22 protein-coding genes are annotated in these 24788 nt (G+C 70.6%); 18 read left to right on the top strand and 4 right to left on the bottom strand.

Translation table 11 applies throughout. The features are described 5' to 3' along the window. Positions 1 to 141 precede the first annotated feature (141 nt). Positions 142 to 2607 (bottom strand): MFS transporter, encoded by a 2466-nt coding sequence (locus AADR41_RS14705; protein ID WP_342281830.1) that lies wholly within the window; start codon positions 2605 to 2607, stop codon positions 142 to 144. Between the two features lie 187 nt (positions 2608 to 2794). After that, complete coding sequence (locus AADR41_RS14700; protein WP_124721496.1) at positions 2795 to 3238, bottom strand: SRPBCC family protein; 444 nt, start codon at positions 3236 to 3238, stop codon at positions 2795 to 2797. A gap of 149 nt (positions 3239 to 3387) precedes the next feature. Between AADR41_RS14700 and AADR41_RS14695 the strand changes: the two genes are divergently transcribed. The 3 genes from AADR41_RS14695 (at position 3388) to AADR41_RS14685 (ending at position 6800) form a co-directional block, all read left to right on the top strand. Continuing rightward, positions 3388 to 4428 carry an Rv2578c family radical SAM protein gene (locus AADR41_RS14695; protein WP_342281829.1) on the top strand — a complete coding sequence of 347 codons (1041 nt, stop codon included), beginning with the start codon at positions 3388 to 3390 and terminating at the stop codon, positions 4426 to 4428. A gap of 151 nt (positions 4429 to 4579) precedes the next feature. Beyond that, positions 4580 to 6187 (top strand): alpha/beta hydrolase, encoded by a 1608-nt coding sequence (locus tag AADR41_RS14690; protein ID WP_342281828.1) that lies wholly within the window; start codon positions 4580 to 4582, stop codon positions 6185 to 6187. Between the two features lie 43 nt (positions 6188 to 6230). After that, positions 6231 to 6800 carry an N-acetyltransferase family protein gene (locus AADR41_RS14685; protein ID WP_446751041.1) on the top strand — a complete coding sequence of 190 codons (570 nt, stop codon included), beginning with the start codon at positions 6231 to 6233 and terminating at the stop codon, positions 6798 to 6800. A gap of 13 nt (positions 6801 to 6813) precedes the next feature. On the opposite strand, the gene AADR41_RS14680 is transcribed toward AADR41_RS14685, so the two are convergent. Next, positions 6814 to 7395 (bottom strand): HEAT repeat domain-containing protein, encoded by a 582-nt coding sequence (locus tag AADR41_RS14680; RefSeq protein WP_342281826.1) that lies wholly within the window; start codon positions 7393 to 7395, stop codon positions 6814 to 6816. Positions 7396 to 7759: 364 nt separating this feature from the next. On the opposite strand from AADR41_RS14680, the gene AADR41_RS14675 reads away from it, so the two are divergent. The 14 genes from AADR41_RS14675 to AADR41_RS14610 all read left to right on the top strand — a co-directional run bounded on the left by AADR41_RS14675 (position 7760) and on the right by AADR41_RS14610 (position 22778). After that, complete coding sequence (locus tag AADR41_RS14675; protein ID WP_342281825.1) at positions 7760 to 9541, top strand: 3-hydroxyacyl-CoA dehydrogenase family protein; 1782 nt, start codon at positions 7760 to 7762, stop codon at positions 9539 to 9541. 139 nt (positions 9542 to 9680) lie between these two features. Next, the gene (locus AADR41_RS14670) at positions 9681 to 10496 is read left to right on the top strand and encodes a TetR family transcriptional regulator (RefSeq protein ID WP_342281824.1); all 816 of its coding nucleotides are present in this window, start codon (positions 9681 to 9683) and stop codon (positions 10494 to 10496) included. Positions 10497 to 10583: 87 nt separating this feature from the next. Then, complete coding sequence (locus AADR41_RS14665) at positions 10584 to 11378, top strand: GNAT family N-acetyltransferase (RefSeq protein WP_342281823.1); 795 nt, start codon at positions 10584 to 10586, stop codon at positions 11376 to 11378. Between the two features lie 365 nt (positions 11379 to 11743). After that, entirely contained in the window at positions 11744 to 13081 is a 1338-nt protein-coding gene (gene ccrA / locus AADR41_RS14660; RefSeq protein WP_342281822.1) for a crotonyl-CoA carboxylase/reductase, read from the top strand. Position 13082: 1 nt separating this feature from the next. Then, the gene (locus tag AADR41_RS14655) at positions 13083 to 15095 is read left to right on the top strand and encodes a protein meaA (protein ID WP_342281821.1); all 2013 of its coding nucleotides are present in this window, start codon (positions 13083 to 13085) and stop codon (positions 15093 to 15095) included. Next, positions 15092 to 16111: an HpcH/HpaI aldolase/citrate lyase family protein gene (locus AADR41_RS14650; protein WP_342281820.1), complete on the top strand. Its 1020-nt coding sequence runs from the start codon at positions 15092 to 15094 to the stop codon at positions 16109 to 16111. The genes AADR41_RS14655 and AADR41_RS14650 overlap by 4 nt, the downstream gene beginning before the upstream one ends. A gap of 2 nt (positions 16112 to 16113) precedes the next feature. Beyond that, positions 16114 to 16641 carry a MaoC family dehydratase gene (locus tag AADR41_RS14645; protein WP_342281819.1) on the top strand — a complete coding sequence of 176 codons (528 nt, stop codon included), beginning with the start codon at positions 16114 to 16116 and terminating at the stop codon, positions 16639 to 16641. 2 nt (positions 16642 to 16643) lie between these two features. Beyond that, positions 16644 to 17849 (top strand): acyl-CoA dehydrogenase family protein, encoded by a 1206-nt coding sequence (locus AADR41_RS14640; protein WP_342281818.1) that lies wholly within the window; start codon positions 16644 to 16646, stop codon positions 17847 to 17849. A gap of 181 nt (positions 17850 to 18030) precedes the next feature. After that, complete coding sequence (locus tag AADR41_RS14635; protein ID WP_342281817.1) at positions 18031 to 18678, top strand: phosphatidylserine decarboxylase; 648 nt, start codon at positions 18031 to 18033, stop codon at positions 18676 to 18678. 22 nt (positions 18679 to 18700) lie between these two features. Continuing rightward, entirely contained in the window at positions 18701 to 19522 is an 822-nt protein-coding gene (gene pssA, locus AADR41_RS14630) for a CDP-diacylglycerol--serine O-phosphatidyltransferase (protein WP_371094961.1), read from the top strand. A 151-nt stretch (positions 19523 to 19673) separates the two neighbouring features. Continuing rightward, the gene (locus AADR41_RS14625; protein WP_259929501.1) at positions 19674 to 20072 is read left to right on the top strand and encodes a DUF6221 family protein; all 399 of its coding nucleotides are present in this window, start codon (positions 19674 to 19676) and stop codon (positions 20070 to 20072) included. Positions 20073 to 20272: 200 nt separating this feature from the next. Continuing rightward, entirely contained in the window at positions 20273 to 21118 is an 846-nt protein-coding gene (locus AADR41_RS14620) for a PP2C family protein-serine/threonine phosphatase (RefSeq protein WP_342281816.1), read from the top strand. Between the two features lie 95 nt (positions 21119 to 21213). Further along, positions 21214 to 22152, top strand: coding sequence for an MASE1 domain-containing protein (locus tag AADR41_RS14615; protein ID WP_342281815.1), 939 nt, complete (start codon positions 21214 to 21216; stop codon positions 22150 to 22152). A 128-nt stretch (positions 22153 to 22280) separates the two neighbouring features. Then, the gene (locus AADR41_RS14610; RefSeq protein WP_342281814.1) at positions 22281 to 22778 is read left to right on the top strand and encodes an SRPBCC family protein; all 498 of its coding nucleotides are present in this window, start codon (positions 22281 to 22283) and stop codon (positions 22776 to 22778) included. Positions 22779 to 22998: 220 nt separating this feature from the next. Here AADR41_RS14610 and AADR41_RS14605 read toward each other — a convergent pair whose 3' ends face one another. Further along, complete coding sequence (locus tag AADR41_RS14605) at positions 22999 to 24114, bottom strand: glycerate kinase (RefSeq protein WP_342281813.1); 1116 nt, start codon at positions 24112 to 24114, stop codon at positions 22999 to 23001. A gap of 134 nt (positions 24115 to 24248) precedes the next feature. On the opposite strand from AADR41_RS14605, the gene AADR41_RS14600 reads away from it, so the two are divergent. Beyond that, positions 24249 to 24743: an NUDIX hydrolase gene (locus AADR41_RS14600; protein ID WP_342281812.1), complete on the top strand. Its 495-nt coding sequence runs from the start codon at positions 24249 to 24251 to the stop codon at positions 24741 to 24743. Positions 24744 to 24788 lie beyond the last annotated feature (45 nt).

The raw sequence follows: 24788 nt of genomic DNA, 5'->3' as shown, positions 1-24788 counted from the left end.
GTGACCGGCGTCCGCCGGGCATCGGCGGAATCGGCCCGGTGGGTTGTGCGCCCGGCGCACCGGGACGCGCACACAGCGGCGGGCCACAGGTACGGGCCGGCCCCGGAAAGCCGCCGGCCGGCCCGTCCTCGCTCCGGACGCTCAGTCCTCGTGGCCCAGTTGGAGGTCGCGTTCGGTGCGTCCGCCGCCCGCCACCTGGAGCACGGTGGCCACCGGCGGATACCCGGCCGCGATCACGGTGTACTCGCCGGTGGACAGGTCCACGAAGCGGAACGCCCCGTCGGGGCCCGTGGTGAGGGTGTCGACCACATTGCCGGCCGCGTCCAGGAGGGTGACCCGGGCGTCCTCGACGGGCCGTCCGCCGCCGGCCCGTACGATGCCGCGCAGCACCGCGCCGCCGGCGAGTTCGACGTCCTGCCGGGTCTCCCTGGCCGCCTGCACGCTCACCGGCAGCGCGGCGGGCCGGAAGGCCGGGGCACTGGCGGCGAGGGTGTACTCCCCGGCCACCAGCTCCGAGATCACATAGCCGCCTTCGCGGCCGCTCCGGGTCGACGCGACGACCTCGCCGCGGACGTCGGTGAGGGTGACGGCGGCGTCGCGGACCGGGATGCCGTCGGCGGTGACGACCGTCCCGGCGAGCCGCCCGGCCCCGCCGAGCACCACGTCGAGCTCGACGGGCCGTTCGCCCACGGTGACACTGACGGCCTGCGGCTGGTGGCCGCCGGCGGCGGCGATGAGCACGTACGAACCGGCGCCCGGCACGCTCAGCGCGTACCGCCCGTCGTCGCCGCTCGCGCCCCGTCCGACCTGCTGGCCCTGGACGTCGATGAGGGTGAGGGCGGCGCGCGGGACCTTCGTACCGTCGGGGTGCTGGACGCTCCCGCACACCGGTACGCCCGGGAGGTGGACGGACGGCGGCGCGGCGGCCTCGGTGCCCGTGGGGGTCGTGGTGGTGCGGGCGGCCGGAACGGTCACGGACTCGGCGGCGCTTTCGGGGCTGTGGTGGGACACCAGCGGTTTCTCCTTGAGGAAGAAGGCGAAGAACAGGCCGAGCGCGAGCACCGGCACGAGGTAGAGGAAGATCCGCGGCATCGCGTCGGCGTATGCCTGGATGTAGCTGTCGCGCAGCGCGGGCTCCATGGCGTGGACCAGCTGCGGGGTGATCGACTCGGGGTCGGGGAGGTCGGCGCCGGACGGCAGGCGGACGGCGAGCGCGTCCGCGAGGCGCCCGGCGAAGAGCGTCCCGAAGACGGCGGCTCCGACGCTGCCGCCGATCTGCCGGAAGTAGTTGTTGGCACTGGTGGCGGAGCCGATGTCGGCGGGCGCGACGGAGTTCTGCACGGCGAGCACCAGGACCGGCATGATCAGCCCGATCCCGATGCCGAGCACGGCCTGCGCGATGCTGTGTTCGAGGTGCGGGGTGTCGGTTTCGAGGCGGGAGAGCAGCCACATCCCGACCACCGAGATGCCGCTGCCGAGGATCGGGTGGATCCGGTAGCGCCCGGTGCGGGAGATCAGCTGGCCGGAGACGACCGACGCGATGACGATGCCGCCCATCATCGGGAGCATCAGCAGCCCGGACTCCGTGGCCGTGGCGCCGTCGACCATCTGGAGGAAGGTCGGCAGATAGCTGGCGGCGCCGAACAGCCCGACCCCGACGATCGCCCCGACGAGCGCGGTGACGTTGAAGATCGAGTCACGGAACAACCGCAGCGGAATGATGGGTTCGGCGGCCCGGTGCTCGACCACCAGGAACAGCAGGGTCGTTGCGACGGCCCCGGCCCCCAGCCCCAGGATGGTGCGCGAGCCCCACGCGTACTCCGTGCCGCCCCAGCTCGTCAGCAGCACCAGGCAGGTGGAGGCGGCCGCGAGCAGCAGCGCGCCCAGCACGTCGAGGCGGGGCCGGACGGTGGGCCTGGGGAGTTTCAGCACGACGGTGATGACGGCGAGCGTGGCCAGGCCGAACGGGACGTTGATGTAGAAGCACCAGCGCCAGGACGCGTGGTCGGTGAAGAAGCCGCCGAGCAGCGGGCCCGCCACGGACGCGAGGCCGAACGCGGCACCGATGAGGCCCATGAACCGGCCGCGTTCCCTGGGCGGCACGACGTCCGCGATGATCGCCTGGACCCCGATCATCAGCCCGCCGCCGCCGATGCCCTGGACGGCGCGGAAGGCGATCAGCTCGTCCATGGTGCGGGACCAGCCGGCGAGCGCGGAACCGATGACGAAGACGACGATGGCGAACTGGAAGACGCCCTTGCGGCCGAAGAGGTCGCCGAGCTTTCCGTAGATCGGCAGTCCGATGGTGGAGGCGAGCAGGTACGCGGTGACGGCCCAGGACATCTTCTCCAGGCCGTGCAGCTCGCCGACGATCTTGGGCAGCGCGGTGGCGACGATCATCTGGTCGAGCGCCGCGAGCAGCAGCGTGAGCATCAGCCCGATGAAGATCATCCGGATGCGACGGCGGTCCGTCTCCGGTTCGCCGTACGGGGCGGGAGCCGGTGCCGGTCCGGCCTCGACGGAAGGCGGCGAGGGCGGTGCGGCGGCCGTTCCGGCGGTCTCCGCGCCGCCCGGCTCCTCCTCCAACAGAGTGATCCCACCCACCACGTGCCGCTCCCCTCGTCGCGTCTGCGCCGCCCATTTCTGCATTGCGCAACAACGGAGGGCAAACGCGACGGGAGGGGCGCCGGAGGCGCACTCAGGTGCTTAGTTCCCGGTGGGAGCCACTACGGCGCACAACCGGCGGGCCGTGAAAACCACCCGAACCGGTGAGGCCGGTCAAGCACGAAGAGGGCTACTTCTCGACCTCGGTGGCGAGATTCTGCAGCAGCTCGTCGTAGATCCGCCCGAGCCCCTTGGGCGCGAAGGTCTTCTCGAAGAATCCGCCGATGCCGCCGGCACCGTTCCAGACGGTCGAGACGACGGCCTTCGACCGGCCCTCGCCGGCCGGGGTGACGGTCCAGGTGGTGACCATCGAGGAGTTGCGGTCCTTCTCCACGAGCTGTCCGTCGGTGGGCTCGGTGACCTCCAGCAGGCAGTCGCGCACCCGCTTGCTGGTGGCCTGGAGCTTCCAGTGGACGAGGGTGCCCTCGCCGTCACCGCCCTCGCGCACCTCGTACTCGCTGAAGTGTCCGGGCAGCACCTTGCCCCGGACCTCCTTGTAGTCGGCCAGCGCGTCGAACACCGTCTCCGCGTCCGCCGCGATGACTCGCTCTGTCGTGGCCTCGACCTGCGCCATGGCTGTTCCTCCAGCACTCGGTTGTTCGGGGGTGTGCTGAGCCAATCACCTCGGACACTCCGCTCAAAATCCGGCCCGGTACGAAGGGGAGAAAACGATCAAGGGAACAAGTGTTCTATTCTCTGTCCAGTACTACCGAGGAGGCGTCCATGCGCTGGGACAATCTGGTCGAGAACCCCGCCACGACCGGGAACAGCGCGCTCTTCACCGCCGACGCGGTGACCACGCGCACCTTTGACACCCCCGAATTCCGGGGCATCACCTTCCACGAGATCCGGGCCCGTTCGATCGTGAACCGGGTGCCGGGCGCATCGCGGATGCCGTTCGAATGGACGGTCAACCCGTACCGCGGCTGCTCGCACGCCTGTGTCTACTGCTTCGCCCGCAAGACCCACAGCTATCTGGACCTCGACACCGGCCTCGGCTTCGACTCCCAGATCGTCGTCAAGATCAACGCCCCGGAGCTGCTCCGCGCACAGCTGGCGTCCAGCCGCTGGCACGGCGCGCACATCGCGATGGGCACCAACGTCGACTGCTACCAGCGCGCCGAGGGCCGGTACCGGCTGATGCCCGGCATCATCTCGGCGCTGCGCGATCACGCGAACCCGTTCTCGATCCTGACCAAGGGGACACTGATCCTGCGCGATCTGGAACTGCTGCGGCAGGCCGCCGAGGTCACCGACGTCGGCGTCTGCGTCTCGGTCGGCTTCGTCGACGAGGCACTGTGGCGCACCGTCGAGCCGGGCACCCCGTCCCCGCCTCGTCGCCTGGACGCCGTCCGCACGCTGAGCGAGAACGGTATCGACTGCGGCGTGCTGATGGCCCCGGTCGTCCCGTTCCTCGGCGATCACCCGGACCAGCTGCGCGCCACGGTCCGGGCGATCGCCGCCGCCGGGGCGACCTCGGTGACCCCGCTCGTCCTCCATCTGCGGCCCGGCGCCCGGGAGTGGTACATGCAGTGGCTCGGCGACCACCACCCCCATCTGGTGCGGCGGTACGAGCGGTTGTACGCCGAGGGCGCCTACGCGCCCAAGTGGTACCAGCGCCGCATCACCCGGTACGTCCACGAGCTGGCGGCCGAGTTCGGCATCGGCCCCTCGCACCGCGGCACCGCCCGGCGGCTCCCCTCACGCAAGGAGCGGCCCTCGCCGCCGGACGCCCCCGGGGCCACACAGCTGACCCTGCTCTGATCCGCGGGCACCGTGACGGAGATCCTGGCGGAACAACACCGGCAAACGGGTCAACTCTCCACACAACAGGTCCTTCCTGGTGCGAATGCGGGGAGCATGCGGCGGGGGCTGCGCCACGCGCAGCCGTGTTTCCCCCACCACGGGAGGCCATATGACGAAACGTTCTGGAGTTCTGTTCGCCGTCGGTGCGACGGTCGCCGGTCTGGTGACCGCCGCACCGTCCCCGGCGGCCGCCGACAACGGTGCACGGCCCGCCGCCGCCGCACAGCTCGAATGGACCGACTGCGGCACCAAGTCGCATCCGCGGCTGCAGTGCTCATCGGTCAGTACCCCGCTCGACCATGACGACCCGTCGGGCCGGCGGATCACCCTCGCCCTGTCCCGCATCCCGCACACTTCGAAGACCTTCCAGGGCCCCCTGCTCGTCAACCCGGGCGGCCCCGGCGGCAGCGGTCTGTCGATGGCCGGGTTCGTGGCGTCCTCGCTGCCCAGGGCGATCGCCTCGCAGTACGACGTGATCGGCTTCGACCCGCGCGGTGTCGGAAAGAGCCGGCCGGCGCTGGACTGCGTGCCCAAGTACTTCGACCCGCTGCGCCCCGACTCGGTGCCCGGCTCGCCCGGTGTCGAGCAGGCCAACCGGAACCGGGCCCGTTCGTTCGCCGAGGCGTGCGGGCGCAAGTACCCGGGGCTGCTGCCGTACATGGACACGGTCAGCGCCGCGAAGGACCTCGATGTGATCCGGCGGGCCACCGGCTCCCGGCAGGTCAACTACTTCGGCTACTCCTACGGCACCTACCTCGGCGCCGTGTACGCGAAGCTGTTCCCGGACCGGGTGCGACGCTTCGTGCTCGACTCGAACGTGGACCCGGACGGCGTCTGGTACGACGACAACATCAGCCAGGACTACGCCTTCGACGCCCGCCACAAGGCCTTCGCCGCCTGGGTGGCGAAGCACGACTCCACGTACCGGCTCGGCAGCGACCCCGCGAAGGTCGAGGCCGCCTGGTACGCGATGCGCGAGGCCGTCCGGACGCGTCCGGCCGGCGGGAAGGTCGGCCCGAGCGAGCTGGAGGACACCTTCCTGCCGGGCGGCTACTACAACGGGTACTGGCCGCTGCTGGCCGAGGCGTTCGCCTCGTACGCGAACGACGGCGACGAGAAGGCGCTGGTGAAGGCGTACAAGAAGTTCGGCGCGGTCGACGCCGCGGGCGACAACGGGTATTCGGTCTACACGGCCGTGCAGTGCCGCGACGTCCAGTGGCCCCGGCAGTGGACCACCTGGCGCGGCGACAGCCGTCGGGTGCACGCCAAGGCGCCGTTCTTCACCTGGAACAACAACTGGTACAACGCCCCGTGCGCCGACTGGCCGGTGGAGCCGCTGAATCCGGTACGCGTCTCCAACAGCGCGCTGCCTCCGGTGCTGCTCTTCCAGGCCACCGACGACGCCGCCACACCCTACGAGGGCGGGGTCACCCTGCACCGCAGGCTGCGCGGTTCCAGCCTGGTCGTCGAACAGGGCGGCGGCAACCACGGCATCACGCTGAGCGGCAACGACTGCCTGGACACCTATCTGGCGGACTACCTCGCCAAGGGCACCGTCCCACGCGGCGAGGGCAGCCGGGCCGACGCGGACGCGGTGTGCGCCAAGTCCCCCGACCCGCAACCGCTGACCGGCGAGGCGGCGGCCAAGTCGGCCCCGCGTACCGGCTCGGGCAGCAGGGGCGGCGTCCTGCACGGGCTGCTCGGCTTCCGCGGCTGACGCCCCCGGTCCGGGCACGGGCCGTCCTGACGGATGCGCCAGGATGGCCCGTATGACGACAGAAGCCACACCTGCCGGGATCCGGGTCCGGGACATGACCGTCGACGACTGCGAGACGGTCACCCGGATCCGGGCACGCGGCTGGCAGAGCGCGTACGCGGGGCTGGTGCCGCAGTCGTATCTGGACGAGATGGCACTCGCCGTCGCCGACGACACGGAGCGACGGCGGGCGTCCTTCGCCCGGGGGACCACGATCGTGAACCTGGTGGCCGAACGGCCGGGCGCCGGAGTGATCGGCTGGGGCTGCTACGGCCCGTCCCGGGAGACGGGCGGGCCGGTCGCACGGGGCGAGCTGTACGCGCTCTACGTGACGCCCGAACAGATCGGCACCGGGGCGGGCCGCGCCCTGATGACCGAGATACTCGGCCGCACCGCGGCCGCCGGCTTCCCGGACCTGGCGCTGTGGGTGCTGAAGGAGAACGCCCCGGCCCGCCGCTTCTACGAACGCGCGGGCTTCCGCCCCGACGGCGCCGAGGAGTCCTTCGAGGCGGACGGTGCCCTGGTGCCCGAGGTCCGCTACGTACGCGCTCTCGGCGGCCCCGAGGCCCGCTGACCCCGGCGGCCGCTCAGGGCGCGTCCAGCCGGCCGAGCGCGTCGCGCGCGGCGCCACCCAGTCTCGGGTGCGGCAGCGCCGCCTCCAGGAGCGGGCGGGCCCGCTCGTCCCCCAGCTGCCCGAGCCCCTCCACACAGGCCAGCGCCACCCGCCAGTGCGGATCGCCGGGCGCGAGCAGCGGCTCCAGGGTGCTCATCAGCGCCGGTACGGACTCCGGGGCCCGCAACGCGGTGAGCAGCCGTACCGGGTGCAGCGCGTACGCGGTGCGCAGGGTATTGGTCGCCAGGGCCGCCGCGGCCCGGGGCGTACGGGGGTCGCCGAGGAGCGCCAGGGCGTGGGCGGCCGAGACGCAGCGCTCCGGGTCGCGGTGGTTGAGCAGCAGGACCAGCGCCTCGAAGGCCCGTCGGTCCCCGCCGCAGCCGAGCCGGAAGGCGGCGATCTCGCGGGCCCAGAGCGGGCGTTCGCGCTCCACCAGGACCCGGGCCAGTTCCTCCTCGTCCTCGGTGGCGAGCAGTCCTCGGCACTGCGCCGACTCCCCCGCCGCTTCCGCCTCGTCAGCAAGCCGGTCCGCCAGCGACCGGAACTCCTCGTCCATGACCGTCAGCGTATCGGCGGGGACTCTGCGTATCGAGGGGCGGGGGAAATGTGGCACGGGGCACAACGACTGGGGGCTGGCGCGCTCGTTACCGGGCAGTTAATCTCATGTGAGCGGGACATCATCCCCGCTTGCTCCGGTGGCCTGGTGACGCAGCCACCCGGAGTGCTTGTCGGTTCGGCAGTTGTGCCAGACGTGACTTTGGGACAGAGTCCGTCGCCCCTTTCCGGGTCCGGGTGCGTTCATCGCGCCGACGGCCCCGAGTACCACGACACGCAATTCCCGCACGTGTCGCGCCGGTTCCCCCTCTTCCAGTGCGCGCCGTGCCTCCTCACAGTCGTCACTCATTGTCTGGAGTCCCGTGATGGACACCCCGCTCAGCACCATTGCCGTCGTCGGTCTCGGCACCATGGGCACCGGCATCGCCGAGGTCCTGGCCCGCGCCGGCCACGAGGTCATCGGCATCGACACCAGTGACGCGGCCGCCCGCCGGGCCGTCGCCGCCCTGGAATCCGCCACCGCCCGCGCCGTGCGGCGCGATCGGATCACCGAGGAGGAGCGGAGCGACGTCCTCGCCCGGTTCCGTACGTTCGCCGACCTCCAGGCCGCCGCGGAGGCGGAGCTGGTCATCGAGGTCGTGCCCGAGTCGTACGAGATCAAGCAGCAGGTCTTCCGGGAGCTCGACGCGATCGTCTCCCCCACCGCGATCCTGGCGACCGGCACCAACGCCCTGTCGGTGACCCGGCTGGCCGCCGAGTCGCTGCACCCGGAGCGGGTGCTCGGCCTGCACTTCTTCAACCCGGCGCCGGCGATGAAGCTGGTCGAGGTGGTCTCCTCGGTGCTGACCGCGCCGCCGGCCGTCGAGGCGGTCACGGCGCTCGCCCGCAGCCTGGGCAAGCAGCCGGTCGCGGTCGGCGACCGGCCGGGCTTCGTCGCCGACGGGCTGCTGTTCGGCTACCTCAACCAGGCCGCCGCGATGTACGAGGCCGGTTACGCCTCCCGGGAGGACATCGACGCGGCGATGAAGCTCGGCTGCGGTCTGCCTATGGGACCGCTCGCCCTGCTCGACCTGATCGGGATCGACACCGCCCGTACCGTCCTGGAGGCGATGTACGCCGAGTCGCGCGACCGGCTGCACGCCCCGGCGCCCGTGCTCAGGCAGCTGAGCGAGGCGGGGCTGACCGGCCGCAAGTCGGGCCGCGGCTTCTACACGTACGAGGGGCCCGGCAGCCGGACCGTGGTGCCGGACGCGCTGACGCCGCGGGACGACGGGGCGGCGGCGGCCGGGCGCACGGTGCGCTCAGTGGGCGTCGCGGGTTCCGGGACGATGGCCTCGGGGATCGCCGAGGTCTTCGCGAAGGCCGGGTACGACGTGGTGTTGGCCGCCCGCGGCCAGGAGAAGGCGGACATCGCCAAGGGCCGGATCGCCAAGTCCCTGGAGCGTTCGGTCACCAAGGGGCGGCTGACGGCCGAGGCGCGGGACGCGGCGCTGGCCCGGATCACCGCGGCCGGTTCGCTGGACGCCTTCGCCGACGTCGACCTCGCGGTGGAGGCCGTCGCCGAGGACCTGGCGGTCAAGCAGCAGCTGTTCGGGACCATGGACAAGGTCTGCAGGCCGGGCGCCGTCCTCGCCACCACCACCTCGTCGCTGCCGGTGGTGGCGATCGCGCGGGCCACCTCGCGTCCCGAGGACGTGATCGGGATGCACTTCTTCAACCCGGCGCCGGCGATGAAGCTGGTCGAGGTGGTCCGTACGGTGCTCACCGCCGACGATGTGCACGCCACGGTCCGCGAGGTGTGCGGCAAGGTCCGCAAGCACCCGGTGGACTGCGGGGACCGGGCCGGGTTCATCGTGAACGCGCTGCTGTTCCCGTACCTCAACAACGCGATCAAGATGGTCGAGGAGCACTACACGACCATCGACGACATCGACGCCGCGATGAAGCTGGGCGGCGGCTACCCGATGGGCCCGTTCGAGCTGCTCGACGTCGTCGGTCTCGATGTCTCGCTGGCCATCGAGAAGGTGCTGCACAGCGAGTTCCGCGACCCGGGCCTCGCTCCGGCGCCGCTGCTCGAACACCTGGTGGCCGCCGGCTGCCTCGGCCGCAAGACGGGGCGCGGCTTCCGCGAATATGCCCGGCGCTGACCGGGCCCGGCGCCGCGGCACCGCGAAGCCCGCTGACGGGTCCTTCGAGGCCAGGGGCGGTTGGGGCGGGCTGCTCGATCCCTCGGGCGGCCCGCCCCCACGGGAGCACTCCCCCGGCCCGATGCAGTACGTTCACACCATGTCCCAGCCCGCCAGGTCCTCCCGTGTCTCCGCCGCGCCCGACGCCCAGGAAAGTGCCGCAGGCACGCGCGCCGCCGCCCAACGGCTCAAGATGCGCCGCGAGCTGGCCGCCGCGGCGATGGAACTCTTCGCCACGAAGGGGTACGAGGCGACCACGGTCGACGAGATCGCGGGCGCCGCCGGAGTCGCCCGGCGGACCTTCTTCCGGCACTTCCGTTCCAAGGAAGAGGCGATCTTCCCGGACCACGACGACACCCTCGTCAGGGCCGAGGCCGTCCTCAATGCCGCCCCGGCGCACGAGCACCCCCTCGACACCGTATGCCGCGGCATCAAGGAAGTCATGAAGATGTACGCGGCGAAGCCCGCGGTCTCCGTGGCCCGTTACAAACTGACCCGCGAGGTCCCCACCCTGCGCCAGGCGGAGATCGCCTCGGTGGCCCGCTACGAGCGGCTGTTCACCCGCTATCTGCTGGGCCACTTCGACGAGCGCGACCACCATGTCGGCAACGACGACCCGCTGCTGGCGGAGGTCGCGGCCTCGGCCGTGGTCACCGCGCACAACCATGTGCTGCGCCGCTGGCTGCGGGCGGACGGCGAGGGCGATGTGGAGGCGCAGCTCGACCACGCCTTCTCGATCGTCCGGGACACCTTCGGGTCCGGCATCGGGGCCGGCCGGACCGTCGGCGCCGAGCCCGCGAAGCAGCCGGCCGCCTCGGTGACGTCCCAGGGCGAGGTGCTGGTCGCCGTGGCGCGTACCGACGCACCGCTCGACGAAGTGATGCGCACGATCCAGCAGGCGCTCCAGGACCGCTGAACGGGTACGGGCGGGGCGGCACGCCCCCGCCCCGGTCCGCGCCGAAATCTGGTTGCCGCTCCCACGCACCGGTGTTGTGGTGGGCGGATGAATCCTGGACATGAAGCGCTTCTGGCCCTGTTCGACCGCGAGATGCGCGAGCACGCCCGCCCCGACGCCCCCGGGGGCCGGGTCGAACGCACCGGAGACGTCGTACGGCAGGTCGGCGCGGCCGACGACTGGAACGGGGTCGTCTGGTCGGCCCCGGACCTCGGTCCGGCCCGGGCGGACGCGGTGATCGCCGAACAGGTGGCGCACTACACGGCTCTGGGGCACGGCGAATTCGAGTGGAAGCTGTACGCGCACGACCGGCCCGCCGATCTGGCCCGGCGGCTGTCGGCGGCCGGTTTCGAGGCGGAGGAGCCGGAGACCCTGCTGGTCGCCCCGGTCGCGGAGCTCTCGACCCGGGTGGCGCTCCCCGAGGGCGTACGGCTGCGCGTCGTGCGGGACGCGGACGACGTGGAGCTGATGGCCCGCGCCCATGAGCGGGCGTTCGGCTCCGACTGGTCGCGGCTGCGGCATCAGGTGCTGGCCCGGCTGGCCGAGGACCCGGACGGATTCGTCGGTGTCCTCGCCATGGTGGGCGACGAGCCGGTCAGCTCGGCCCGGATGGAGCTGTACCGGGGCACGGGCTTCGCGGGGCTCTGGGGCGGCGGCACGGTCGAACAGTGGCGCGGGAGGGGCATCTACCGGGCGCTGGTGGCCTTCCGCGCCCGGATCGCGGCGGAGCGCGGCTACGGATACCTTCAGGTCGACGCCTCCGACATGAGCGCCCCGATCCTGCGGCGGCTCGGATTCCTCGCCCTGAGCACCACGACCCCCTACGTGTACCGGTCGCGCTGATCGATCATTCGCGGTTCATTACCGGGCACATCACTGTGAAACACCCTCCACGCTGCTCATACGTGCCCGGCGGGTGACAAGTGAGAGAAATTGTTGGCACCGAGTGCCTTGCCAGGTGTCACGGAGTGCCATACGTTGAAGGTGTCCGGGCGGCCGGCGTGCTGCGAACTCACGTACGCCGGCTGTCCCCGCAAGCGATTCGCCTGCGCGCCCGGACGCCTGCGTCACAGGCAAAACCTTCTGCTCCACAGAGCAAGCCGAAGCTTTGACAGCCGAACCGACGGCAGCACCCTCTCACCGTTCCCTCTCCTGCTCGCAGGGATCGCAAGCGTTCCCTCAGCGCCCCCATCCGCCGGAGGCACCCCGTGAAGGAAATCCTGGACGCGATCCAATCGCCGGACAGCACAACCGCGGACTTCGCGGCCCTGTCCATCCCCGAGTCGTACCGCGCGGTGACCGTGCACAAGGACGAGACCGCGATGTTCGACGGCCTCGCCACCCGCGACAAGGACCCCCGCAAGTCGCTGCACCTCGACGAGGTCCCGGTGCCCGAACTCGGGCCCGGAGAGGCCCTGGTGGCCGTCATGGCGAGCTCGGTGAACTACAACTCCGTCTGGACCTCGATCTTCGAGCCGATGGCCACCTTCGGCTTCCTGGAGCGCTACGGAAAGCTCAGCGAGCTCACCAGGCGCCACGACCTGCCGTACCACGTCATCGGTTCGGACCTGGCGGGTGTCGTCCTGCGCACCGGTCCCGGTGTCAACGCCTGGCACCCCGGCGACGAGGTCGTCGCCCACTGCCTCTCGGTCGAACTGGAGTCCTCGGACGGCCACAACGACACGATGCTCGACCCCGAGCAGCGCATCTGGGGATTCGAGACCAACTTCGGCGGGCTGGCGGAGATCGCGCTCGTCAAGTCCAACCAGCTGATGCCGAAGCCGCAGCACCTGAGCTGGGAGGAGGCCGCGGCTCCGGGCCTGGTCAACTCCACCGCGTACCGCCAGCTCGTCTCGCGCAACGGCGCGGGCATGAAGCAGGGCGACAACGTGCTGATCTGGGGTGCCAGCGGCGGACTCGGCTCGTACGCCACGCAGTTCGCCCTGGCCGGCGGCGCCAACCCGATCTGTGTCGTCTCCAGCGAGCAGAAGGCCGACATCTGCCGGCGGATGGGCGCCGAGGCGATCATCGACCGCACCGCCGAGGGCTACAAGTTCTGGAAGGACGAGCACAACCAGGACCCGCGCGAGTGGAAGCGGTTCGGCAAGCGCATCCGTGAACTCACCGGCGGCGAGGACGTGGACATCGTCTTCGAGCACCCGGGCCGGGAGACCTTCGGCGCCTCGGTGTACGTGACCCGCAAGGGCGGCACGATCGTCACCTGCGCCTCCACCTCCGGCTACAACCACGAGTACGACAACCGCTACCTGTGGATGTCGCTGAAGAGGATCGTGGGCTCGCACTTCGCCAACTACCGCGAGGCGTGGGAGGCCAACCGGCTGGTCGCCAAGGGGAAGATCCACCCGACGCTGTCGAAGGTCTACTCCCTGGAGGACACCGGCCAGGCCGCGTACGACGTGCACCGCAACCTCCATCAGGGCAAGGTCGGCGTGCTGGCCCTGGCGCCCACCGAGGGCCTGGGTGTGCGCGACGAGGAGCTGCGCGAGCAGCACATCGACGCCATCAACCGGTTCAGGAACATCTGACATGACCGGCCGTCAGAAGGACCGCCCGTGGCTCATGCGGACGTATGCCGGTCACTCGACCGCGGAGGCGTCCAACGAGCTCTACCGGCGCAACCTCGCCAAGGGCCAGACCGGCCTTTCGGTCGCCTTCGACCTGCCGACGCAGACCGGTTACGACCCCGACCACATCCTCGCCCGCGGCGAGGTCGGCCGGGTCGGCGTGCCGGTGTCGCACCTCGGTGACATGCGCCGGCTGTTCCAGGACATCCCCCTGGAGCAGATGAACACCTCGATGACGATCAACGCCACCGCGATGTGGCTGCTGGCGCTCTACCAGGTGGTCGCCGAGGAGCAGGGCGCCGATCCCACGAAGCTCCAGGGCACCACGCAGAACGACATCGTCAAGGAGTACCTCTCGCGCGGGACGCACGTCTTCCCGCCCGGCCCCTCGCTGCGGCTGACCACCGACATGATCACGTACACGGTCAACCGCATCCCGAAGTGGAACCCGATCAACATCTGCAGCTACCACCTGCAGGAGGCGGGGGCCACTCCGGTCCAGGAGATCGCGTACGCCATGTCGACGGCGATCGCCGTGCTCGACGCGGTCCGTGACTCCGGACAGGTGCCCGAGGAGAAGTTCGGCGATGTGGTCGCGCGGATCTCCTTCTTCGTGAACGCGGGCGTCCGTTTCATCGAGGAGATGTGCAAGATGCGCGCCTTCGGCCGCATCTGGGACCGTGTCACGCGCGAGCGCTACGGCATCGAGAACCCCAAGCAGCGGCGCTTCCGCTACGGCGTCCAGGTCAACTCCCTCGGGCTGACCGAGGCGCAGCCGGAGAACAACGTCCAGCGCATCGTCCTGGAGATGCTGGCCGTCACGCTCTCCAAGGACGCCCGCGCCCGCGCCGTGCAGCTGCCGGCCTGGAACGAGGCGCTGGGGCTCCCGAGGCCCTGGGACCAGCAGTGGTCGCTCCGCATCCAGCAGGTGCTCGCGCACGAGAGCGATCTGCTGGAGTACGAGGACATCTTCGCCGGGTCGCACGTCGTCGAGGCCAAGGTGGACGAGCTGGTCGCCGAGTCGCTCGCCGAGATCGGCCGGATCGAGCGGATGGGCGGCGCCATGGCGGCCGTCGAGTCCGGCTATCTGAAGTCCGAGCTGGTCTCCTCGCACGCCGCCCGCCGGGCCCGGATCGAGGGCGGCGAGGAGCGGATCGTCGGCGTCAACATCTACGAGACGACCGAGCCGAACCCGCTCACCGCGGACCTCGACGGGGCGATCATGACGGTCGATCCCGCCAACGAGGCCAAGGTCGTCGCCGCCCTGCACGACTGGCGCGACAACCGCGACGAGGCCCGCGCCACCGAGGCGCTGGCCGCGCTGAAGAAGGCCGCTGCGGGCACCGGCAACATGATGGAAGCGACCGTGGAGTGCGCCCGCGCGGGTGTCACCACCGGCGAGTGGTCCTGGGCGCTGCGCGACGTCTTCGGCGAGTTCCGGGCCCCGACGGGCGTCTCGTCCGCGCCGGTCGCGGTGACCGCCGAGGCGGGCACCCCGCTGGCCCTGGTCCGCGAGAAGGTCGCCCGGACCGCGGCCGACCTGGGCGCCGGGCGGCTGCGGCTGCTGGTCGGCAAGCCGGGGCTGGACGGGCACTCCAACGGCGCCGAGCAGATCGCCGTACGGGCCCGTGACGCCGGTTTCGAGGTCGTCTACCAGGGGATCAGGCTGACCCCCGAACAGATCGTCTCGGCCGCTCTCGCGGAGGACGTGCACTGCGTCGGTCTGTCGATCCTGTCCGGCTCGCACGCCGAACTCGTGCCGGACGTGCTCACCCGGCTGCGCGAGGCGGGCGCCGCCGACATCCCGGTCATCGCGGGCGGGATCATTCCGCCCGCCGACGCGTCGGCCCTGATCGCGGCCGGTGTCGCCGCCGTATTCACCCCGAAGGATTTCGGTATCACGGAGATCATCGGCCGTATCGTCGACGAGATCCGGAAAGCGAACAAGCTCGACCCTCTGGAGGTCCCCGCATGACTGCCGTCAACCGCCCGCCCGTCTCCCACCACCACCCTCAAGAGACGTCCCTGCGGGACGGCACCTCCCGCCTGCGTCCGCGCCGTTCGTGCCTGGCCGTGCCCGGCTCGAACCCGCGGTTCCTGGAGAAGGCCCAGGGCCTCCCGGCCGACCAGGTCTTCCTCGATCTGGAGGACGCCTGCGCGCCGCTCGCCAAGGAGGGGGCCCGGCACACCATCGTCGACGCGCTGAACAACGGCGACTGGACGGGCAAGACCCGGGTCGTGCGGGTCAACGACTGGACCACGCACTGGACGTACCGCGACGTCATCACGGTCGTCGAGGGCGCCGGCCAGAACCTCGACTGCATCATGCTGCCCAAGGTCCAGGACGCCCAGCAGGTCGTCGCCCTGGACCTGCTGCTGACCCAGATCGAGAAGACGATGGGCTTCGAGGTCGGGAGGATCGGCATCGAGGCGCAGATCGAGAACGCCAAGGGCCTCGTCAACATCGACGACATCGCCGCCGCCTCGCCGCGTCTGGAGACGCTGATCTTCGGCCCGGCCGACTTCATGGCCTCGATCAACATGAAGACCCTGGTCGTCGGTCAGCAGCCGCCCGGCTACGGCGCGGACGCGTACCACTACATCCTGATGCGCATTCTGATGGCGGCGCGCACCCACGACCTCCAGGCGATCGACGGCCCCTTCCTGCAGATCCGTGACGTGGACGCCTACCGCGAGGTCGCGGGCCGGGCGGCGGCGCTGGGCTTCGACGGCAAGTGGGTACTGCACCCGGGTCAGGTCGACGCGGCCAACGAGGTGTTCTCGCCCTCGCAGGAGGACTACGACCACGCCGAGCTGATCCTCGACGCGTACGAGTGGTGCACCTCCGAGGAAGGCGGCAAGAAGGGCTCGGCGATGCTGGGCGACGAGATGATCGACGAGGCGAGCCGCAAGATGGCCCTGGTCGTCGCGGGCAAGGGCCGCGCGGCCGGCATGCAGCGCACCTCCAAGTTCGAAGCGCCGGAGGCCTGACCATGCAGTTCGGACGCACATACGAGGAATTCGAGGTCGGTGCTGTCTACAAGCACTGGCCCGGAAAGACGGTCACCGAGTACGACGACCACCTCTTCTGTCTGCTGACCATGAATCATCACCCGTTGCACATGGACAGCAACTACGCGGAGCGGACCACCGATTTCGGAAAGAACGTTGTCGTCGGCAACTACATCTACTCGCTGTTGCTCGGCATGTCCGTTCCGGATGTCTCGGGAAAGGCGATCGCCAATCTTGAGGTCGAGTCGCTGAAGCATGTCGCGCCGACCTTCCACGGCGACACGATCTACGGCGAGACGACCGTTCTCGACAAGACTCCGTCAAAGTCCAGGAGCGACCGCGGAATCGTTTACGTGGAGACCAGGGGCTACAAGCATGACGGGACGCTCGTCTGCGTGTTCCGTCGCAAGGTGATGGTCCCCACCGAGACCTACATCAAGGAGCGCGGCGGCGAGCAGCCCGGCCGCCCCGAGTTGAACCAGCCTTCGCAGAAGAACGTGGAGAAGTAGCCATGACGCGACTCGCCCGGACCGCCGGCCTCAGCGACGTCCAGCAGGAAATCCTCTCCACGGTCCGGGATTTCGTCGACAAGGAGATCATTCCGGTCGCGACCCAGCTGGAACACCGTGACGAGTACCCCACGGAGATCGTCGAGGGACTCAAGGAACTCGGCCTGTTCGGGCTGATGATCCCCGAGGAGTACGGGGGCCTGGGTGAGTCGCTTCTCACATACGCGCTCTGCGTGGAGGAAATCGCCCGCGGCTGGATGAGCGTGTCGGGAATCATCAACACGCACTTCATCGTGGCGTACATGCTCAAGCAGCACGGCACCCAGGAGCAGAAGGACACGTTCCTGCCGCGAATGGCGCTGGGCGAGGTCCGGGGCGCGTTCTCGATGTCGGAGCCGGCGCTGGGCTCGGACGTCTCGGCGATCAGCTCCAAGGGCGTCAGGGACGGCGAGGAGTACGTACTCGACGGCCAGAAGATGTGGCTGACGAACGGTGGCACGTCCTCGCTCGTCGCCGTCCTGTGCCGGAGTGACGAAGGCCACCCCGAGGGGACCGCCCCGCACAAGTCGATGACCACGTTCCTGGTCGAGAAGGAGCCGGGCTTCGGCGAGGTCCGGCCCGGCCTCACCATTCCCGGCAAGATCGACAAAATGGGTTACAAGGGTGTCGACACGACCGAACTCATCATGGACGGACTACGAATTCCGGCCAATCGTGTTCTGGGGGGCACCACCGGCCGAGGGTTTTACCAAATGATGGACGGAGTAGAGGTCGGCCGGGTGAATGTGGCGGCGCGTGGCTGCGGTGTCGCGCAGCGTGCATTCGAACTGGGCGTTTCCTACGCCCAGCAGCGCCAGACCTTCGGAAAGCCCATCGCCCAGCACCAGGCGATCCAGTTCAAGCTGGCCGAAATGGCCACCAAGGTGGAAGCCGCCCATGCGATGATGGTAAACGCAGCGCGCAAAAAGGACTCCGGGGAACGAAACGACCTGGAGGCAGGGATGGCGAAGTACCTCGCCTCCGAGTACTGCAAGGAAGTCGTCGAGGACGCCTTCCGTATCCACGGCGGTTACGGCTTCTCCAAGGAGTACGAGATCGAGCGCCTCTACCGGGAGGCCCCGATGCTGCTTATCGGTGAAGGTACCGCCGAGATCCAGAAAATGATCATCGGGCGCCGACTCCTCGAGGAGTACCGGTTCCAGGGGTGATTGTCCCTTTCGAGGCGATTTAGCCGCGAAGAAGATCACACCCTGTCACCCTCGGCCGGTGCCTTCCCACCGTCCGACTCGGCTGCTGGCTTGCCCAGTTGTTGCTCGCAACCGATAACATCGCCGGAAAAGCCGCCGTCCCCCGTTGCCAGCGCGGCATCATCCGCTACGAAGGTCATCCATGCCCGACAGCCAAACCTCTGCACCACGCGGCGGGGTCCGCCTTGCGCGCGGAGCTTCGCCGTGGCTCCTCCCGACCGTCGCCACCGCGGCACTCAGCCTCGCCCGGGCCCGCAGGTCCGGGCGCTGGGCCGCGGTCGCCGTGCCCACCACCGCGCTCGCGGCGGGCATGCTGTGGTTCTTCCGCGACCCCGAGCGCGAGATCGCCCAGGGCCGGGTCATCTCGCCCGCCGACGGTGTGGTGCAGAGCATCATGCCGTGGAAGGACGGACGCACCCGCGTCGCGATCTTCATGAGCCCGCTGAATGTTCACGTCAACCGTGCGCCACTGGCCGGCACGGTGACCTCGGTCGAGCACGTCCCCGGCGGGTTCGTTCCGGCATTCAACAAGGAGAGCGAGAACAACGAGCGCGTCGTCTGGCACTTCGACACCGAGCTCGGCGACATCGAGATGGTGCAGATCGCGGGTGCGGTCGCCCGGCGCATCGTCCCGTACCTCCCGCAGGGCACGAAGGTGGAGCAGGGCGAGCGCATCGGCCTGATCCGCTTCGGTTCACGGGTCGACATCTACCTTCCGGAAGGTGTCGAGGTCGCGGTCGAGGTCGGCCAGGCCACCACCGCGGGGGTGACTCGAATTGACCGTGATTGATCCCGACACACAGGCAGGCTGGGTGCCCGAGGCCGAGTCCGAGGAGGACGCCGGCGAGGACATGCCGCTCTCTCTGCGGCTGTCGATAGCGGACACCCTGACTCTCGGTAACGCGACGTGCGGATTCATGGCGGTGTACTTCACCACCACCGGAATCCTGATCCCGCACCTCACCGGCAGCGACGAGAGCGGCATGGCCCGGCACTCCGCTGCCACCGCCGTGATCCTGATGCTCCTGGCGGCCGTCTTCGACCTCTTCGACGGGCTCGTGGCACGCAAGCTGCGCTCCTCGCCGATGGGGGCCGAGCTGGACAACCTCTCGGACCTGATCAGCTTCGGGCTCGCCCCGGCGTACTTCGTCCTCGTGTACGGCATGGTCGCGGACGACGCACACCAGCGGGTCTCCGCGCTGGCGGCCATCGTGGTGCTGCTGGCGGTGGTGCTCAGGCTTGCGAGATTCTCCTGCGTGACCATGAAGGACGGCATGTTCCAGGGCATGCCGAGCCCCTTCGGAGCGCTCACGGTCGTCTCGATCGTGCTCCTGGAGCTGCCCTTCGTGCCGACGCTGCTCGCGATCGTCGGAGTGGCGTGGCTGATGGTCAGCCGGGTCGAGTACCCGAAGCCGCGGGGTGTCCTCGCGGTGGCGATGCTCAGCTGGATCGTGGCCGCGATGGGGCTCCTCGCCGCGTGGGCGTTCGACGCCCCCGGCGGGCAGCTGCTCCTCCAGACCGGCTGCGCGCTCCAGGTGGTCCTGGGAGCGGTCATCCCGCTCTTCGCGACGGCCCGGCGGGTGAACACCTTCCGTGACAACCGGCGCGAGGCACGGACGGCACAGCTGCCGTAGCGGCACGCACGACACACAGAAGGACCCGGGTGCTCCCCAGCACCCGGGTCCTTCCGCGTTTCCGCCCCGCTCCGCCCAGTATGTTTGGCCCCACCGGCTTGCGGGCGCCGTCCCCGGAACCAGGCCTTGATGATGAAGGACTCGGAACCCGATGACAGACAACTCCGACATGATCGACTTCGTGCGCGCACGCCTCGCCGAGGAGGAGCGCATCGCGCAGGCGGCGGGCGGCGACAGCTGGCGGTGCCCGGCCGACGTGCCCGGCGAGGTCCATGACCGCTCCGGGGGCATCGCGTTCAGCGTGCGCAATCTCGGCTTCGACCAGCACATCGCCTTCCAGGACCCCGCACGCACGATGCGCCGCATCGAGACGAGCAGGGTGCTCCTCGACGAGTACGCGGAGGTCGCCGGCCTGGACACCGACCGCCCGGACCAGGACTTCCGGTCCGGGCGGGCGGTCGGGCTGGGTTTCGCCGTCCGGCAACTGGCCGCGGAGCACGCCGGCCATCCCGGGTACCGGGCCAGATGGCTCCCCCGGTTCATCCAGTAGCGGTGGTGGGCCGGTTTCGAGGGCCTCCCGCGCGAAGGCGCGCCCCGGAGCCCGGCCGCCGCGAATACGGCTCCCCGTGGGCACGGGGCACCGGCCCGGCCGTTCGCCGCGGGCTCCGTGTCCCGGCCACGTGACTGCTGCGGACGGCCGCAGGAGGGCTAAGGTTTCAGAAGGAGCCCGTCGCACCGCGCGGGGACGCCATGCACCGACACCGCAATACATCGGACAACACCCAGGAGCTCCTCCTCACCCTTGGGCGCCTTGTCGACCAGGCCCTGGAGAACATCAGGCTCCAGCGCGCCCGGGCGGAAATGGGCCTGGCCCTGCAGCGCCACATGCTCCCCACCGAGCTGCCCGACTTCCCGGGCATCAGGATCGGCGCCCGGTACTCGCCCTCGCAGGACGGCATGGCTGTCGGCGGCGACTTCTACGACGCCTTCCCGATGCGGGACGGGGTCGCGGGGATCACCATCGGCGACGTGCAGGGGCACGGGGTGGAGGCCGCCGCCTTCATGGGTGAGGCCCGTGCCAGCCTCAGAGCGCTCGCCAGCGTCACGACCGACCCCGGCACGGTGCTGTCCTGCGCCAACGATCTGCTGATCTCGCTGGGCGGTGACCTTTTCACGACCTGCTGCCTGCTGAGCATCGCCCCGCAGCGCGGCGAGCTGCTCGTGGCCCGCGCCGGACACGTGCCGATCGTATGGGGCACCGACGACGGCGACTCCGGCATCTCCCAGGACGACGGCGGGGTGCCCCTGGGCATCATGCACGAGCAGTGGTACCCCGTGACCCGCCGGCGGCTGGCCCAGCCCGGGTATCTGGTCCTGCTGACCGACGGGGTCGTGGAGGGGCCGTCGTACCCGATCGACGAGGGGCTCGCGGCGGTGGCCGAGGTGGTGGCCTCGGCCGGCGGGGCCGACCCCGGAGAGCTGGCCTCGCGGGTGCTCCAGGTCGCGGACCTGACCGGTCACGAGGACGACGCCGCCGTGCTCGTCGTCCGCTACGACGGTCCGCCGGAAGCGACCGGGCCGGGGAACGGGACCTGACCCGTTCGCGGACCGGGGCGGCGGGCGGGACGTATCGCGTTCACCGGCTCCGTACGCCTGCGGCGGCACACAGCGCCGCGGTGCACGATGCTGGAATGGTGGACAGAGCACGGCTCCGACAGCACGCGGTCGAAGTTCTGACGGTCATCGCGGTGGCGGCCTGCTACTACGCGACAGCCCGTCTGGGACTGCTCCAGCAACTGGTGCGCGGCCAGGTCACCCCGCTGTGGCCGCCGACCGGGATCGCGGTCGCGGCACTGCTGGTGCTCGGGGTACGGATCTGGCCCGGCATCGCCCTCGGCGCCCTCGCCGCCAACATCACCATCGGGCCCTCGCTGGTGCCGGTACTGATCATCGCCGCCGGAAACACGGTCGCCCCGATCTGTTCGTACCTGCTGCTGCGGCGTGCGGGGTTCCGTGACGGACTCGACCGGCTGCGGGACGCGCTGGCGCTGGTCTTCCTCGGGGCGCTGGCGGGCATGCTGATCAGCGCGACGGTGGGCACCGGCGCCCTGGTCGTCTCGGGGGCGCTCCCGCCCGAGGAGTTCTGGCCGACCTGGTCGGTCTGGTGGACGGGCGACGCCATGGGCGTCATGGTCGTGACACCCTTCCTGCTCGTCGTCCGCAACGCCCGCCTGCCGCGCGGCGTCAGCCCGGCGCGGTGGGCGGAGGCCGTCGCGCTGGGAGGTTGCACGCTGGGCGTCACCCTGCTGGCGACCGACACCAGCGCCTCGCTGCTCTTCCTCGTCTCCCCGTTCCTGATCTGGTCCGCCTTCCGCTTCGAGCGGGCCGGCGCCGCCTGCTGCGCGCTGGCAGTGTCCACGCTCGCGATCCTCGCCGCCGGACGGATGACCGGCCCCTTCGCCCACCACAGCCTGCTCACCAACATGATCACTCTCCAGGCGTTCAACGGCACCACCGCGCTCACCGCCCTGCTGCTGGCGGCGGTCGTCACCGAGCGGAGCCGCACATACCGCGAGATCAAGCGACTCTGCACGCAGCTCTCCGAGAAAGTGACCCGTCAGGACCTCTGAGTCACTCCATCGGTCCTGTGACGGGTGCGCCGCCCCCCGATCGGCGGCAGGCTGATGGGCGACGGCACCGCGACAAGGGCTGCCGGACGCCGGAACTCGGGCGTACGGGCGCCGTAAGAGGTGGAGCCATGCCCCATGTGTCTGCGAATGTCCATGTGTCCCGCCCCGCCGACGAGGTCTTCTCGTTCCTCCGGGATCCGCGCAACCTGGCCGAGTGGTCATCGAGCATAGACCGGGTGATAGAGGGCCCGATCACCACCGAACTGGGTGACGAGTACACCTGCAAGTTTCCGGGCAGACGACGGGCGCACCGCCTCCGGTGCACCGCGAGCACCCCCGTCGAGTACCTGGCCTTCCGCGGTGCGGGCATGTGGACGCCGCTGGGCCGTCACTCCCCGGAGCTGGAGTTCCGGCTGAGTCCGGGCCGGCTGGGCACGACGGTCACCGTCTCGGTCAAGCCCCATCTGGACGGCGGCATGATACTTCTCGCGCCGTTCGTGACGATGGCCTGGCGCCGGGACCTGCCCACCGAACTCCAGAGCCTGGCCGATCTGCTGAGCAGCCGGGACGGCCGGGACACCGGCGGCGGTCAGGGCACGACCCCCTCCGTGGGACGGCCGGGCTGATCTCCGGTGGCCGGGCGTGGCACCAGCGCCCCCGGCCACCGGAGAAGACCGTCGGAGCCGGGGCCTCTCGTTCGGATCGGGCCGGGCTCGCGCGCCCCGGTGCCGCGCCTCGCCGCGTTGTCGTCGGTTGCCGACGCTCCTCCCCGGGCTCTCGGCTCCGCCCTGCGACGCAGGGCACCGGACACCGCTCCCCGATCCGGCCCGATCCGAACGAAAGCGCCTAGACCAGGAAGTCGCGCGCGATCGACTCGGACGCCCGCTCCAGCAGCGGCCCCGCCTGGGCCATCGAGACCGCGGGGTCCGGTTCCAGGTCCGCGAGGGCGTACGCGCGGCGGATGCCCGCCCCGCTCAGAGCCTGCGGCGACAGGGCGAGGCGGCCGCAGACCGCCACGACCTCGATCCCCGCGGCACGGGCCGCCGCCGCCACTCCGGCCGGGGCCTTGCCGTGCAGGGTCTGCTCGTCGAGCGAGCCCTCCCCGGTGATCACCAGCGTGGCGCGCGCCAGCGCCGGGGCGAAACCGAGGACGTCGAGCATGACCTCGATGCCGGGGCGGAAGCGGGCGCCGAGGGCGACCAGCGCCCCGTAGCCGATGCCGCCCGCCGCGCCCGCTCCGGGCAGTGCGGCGTGGTCCGGGCCGAGGACGGCCGCGTAGTGGGCGAGCGCGGCGTCGAGCGTCGCGATGTCCTGCTCGGTCGCGCCCTTCTGCCTGCCGTAGACCTCGGGGGCGCCCTTCGGCCCCGTCAGCGGGTTGTCCACGTCGCTGGCGAGGATCAGGTCCACCCCGGCCAGTCGCGGATCGAGGCCGGACAGATCCGCCTCCGCCAGCTCGGCGAGCCCACCGCCCCCCGGGCCCACGGGCTTGCCGTCCGCGTCGAGGAAGCGGGCGCCCAGCGCGGCCAGCATGCCCGCGCCGCCGTCCGTCGTGGCGCTGCCGCCGACGCCGAACACGATCGTCCGGGCGCCCGCGTCGAGTGCGGCGGCAAGCAACTCGCCGGAACCGTACGTCGTGGCCGTGAGCGGGGCGAACACCCCTGCGGGCAGGTGCTGGAGGCCCGATGCCTCGGCCATCTCCACCACCGCCGTGGTGCCGCGCAGCGCGTAGGCCGCGGTCACCGGATCACCGAGCGGTCCGGTCACCCGCGCCTCGCGGCGCTCGAATCCGGCGGCCACCGCCGCCGCCACCGTGCCGTCGCCGCCGTCCGCCACGGGCAGGGTCTCGACCCGCACCTCGGGGACGACCCGCCGCAGCCCGGCCGTCACCCGCTCCGCGACCTGTACGGCCGTGAGCGAGCCCTTGAACTTGTCCGCCGCGACGAGCACACGTGCGGTCTCCATCACTGCTCCGTCCGCCACCTTGCATCCCTTGCTTTCGAACAGGCAGTCGCGCCGCCCCCGACCCTATCCGCAGCGGATACCCGCTGCCCAGAGCCGTCTTCGTCCGGGCCCGCCCCTGCCACTACGCTGCCCGCGTGACCACCACTGACTACACCTCCTACATCGCGGGGCTCCCCCGGGTGCTGGCCGCCGCGGCCACCGTGTTCCGGGACGGCCGGGGGCGAGTGCTGCTCGTCGAGCCGAACTACCGGGACGGCTGGGCGCTGCCCGGCGGCACGATCGAGTCCGACGACGGCGAGAGCCCGCGGCAGGCCGCGCGACGCGAGACGGCCGAGGAGATCGGCCTCGATCTGGCGCCGGGGCGGCTGCTGGCCATCGACTGGGCGCGCAGCTCCCGACGCCCGCCGATCGCCGCGTATCTGTACGACGGCGGAGTGCTGGACGAGGCTCAGCTGAAGGCGATCCGGCTCCAGGAGGAGGAGCTGCTGTCCTGGAAGCTGGTCGAGCGCGCCGAGTTCGGCCGCTATCTGCTCGGCCCGCTCGCGCTGCGCCTGAAGGCCGCGCTGGACGTGCTCGACTCCGGTGACGGTGCGGCGGAGCTGGAGGACGGCCGTCCGGTGGACGGCTGACGCCCGAGGGCGGCATTCCTCACGAACAACCGTTCTGTCCCGTTG

The sequence above is a fragment of the Streptomyces sp. CLV115 genome, from assembly GCF_038448545.1.
Taxonomy (GTDB): domain Bacteria; phylum Actinomycetota; class Actinomycetes; order Streptomycetales; family Streptomycetaceae; genus Streptomyces; species Streptomyces sanglieri.
The sequence above is the reverse complement of the archived record's forward strand: the minus strand, read 5'-3'. Positions and strand labels throughout refer to the sequence as shown.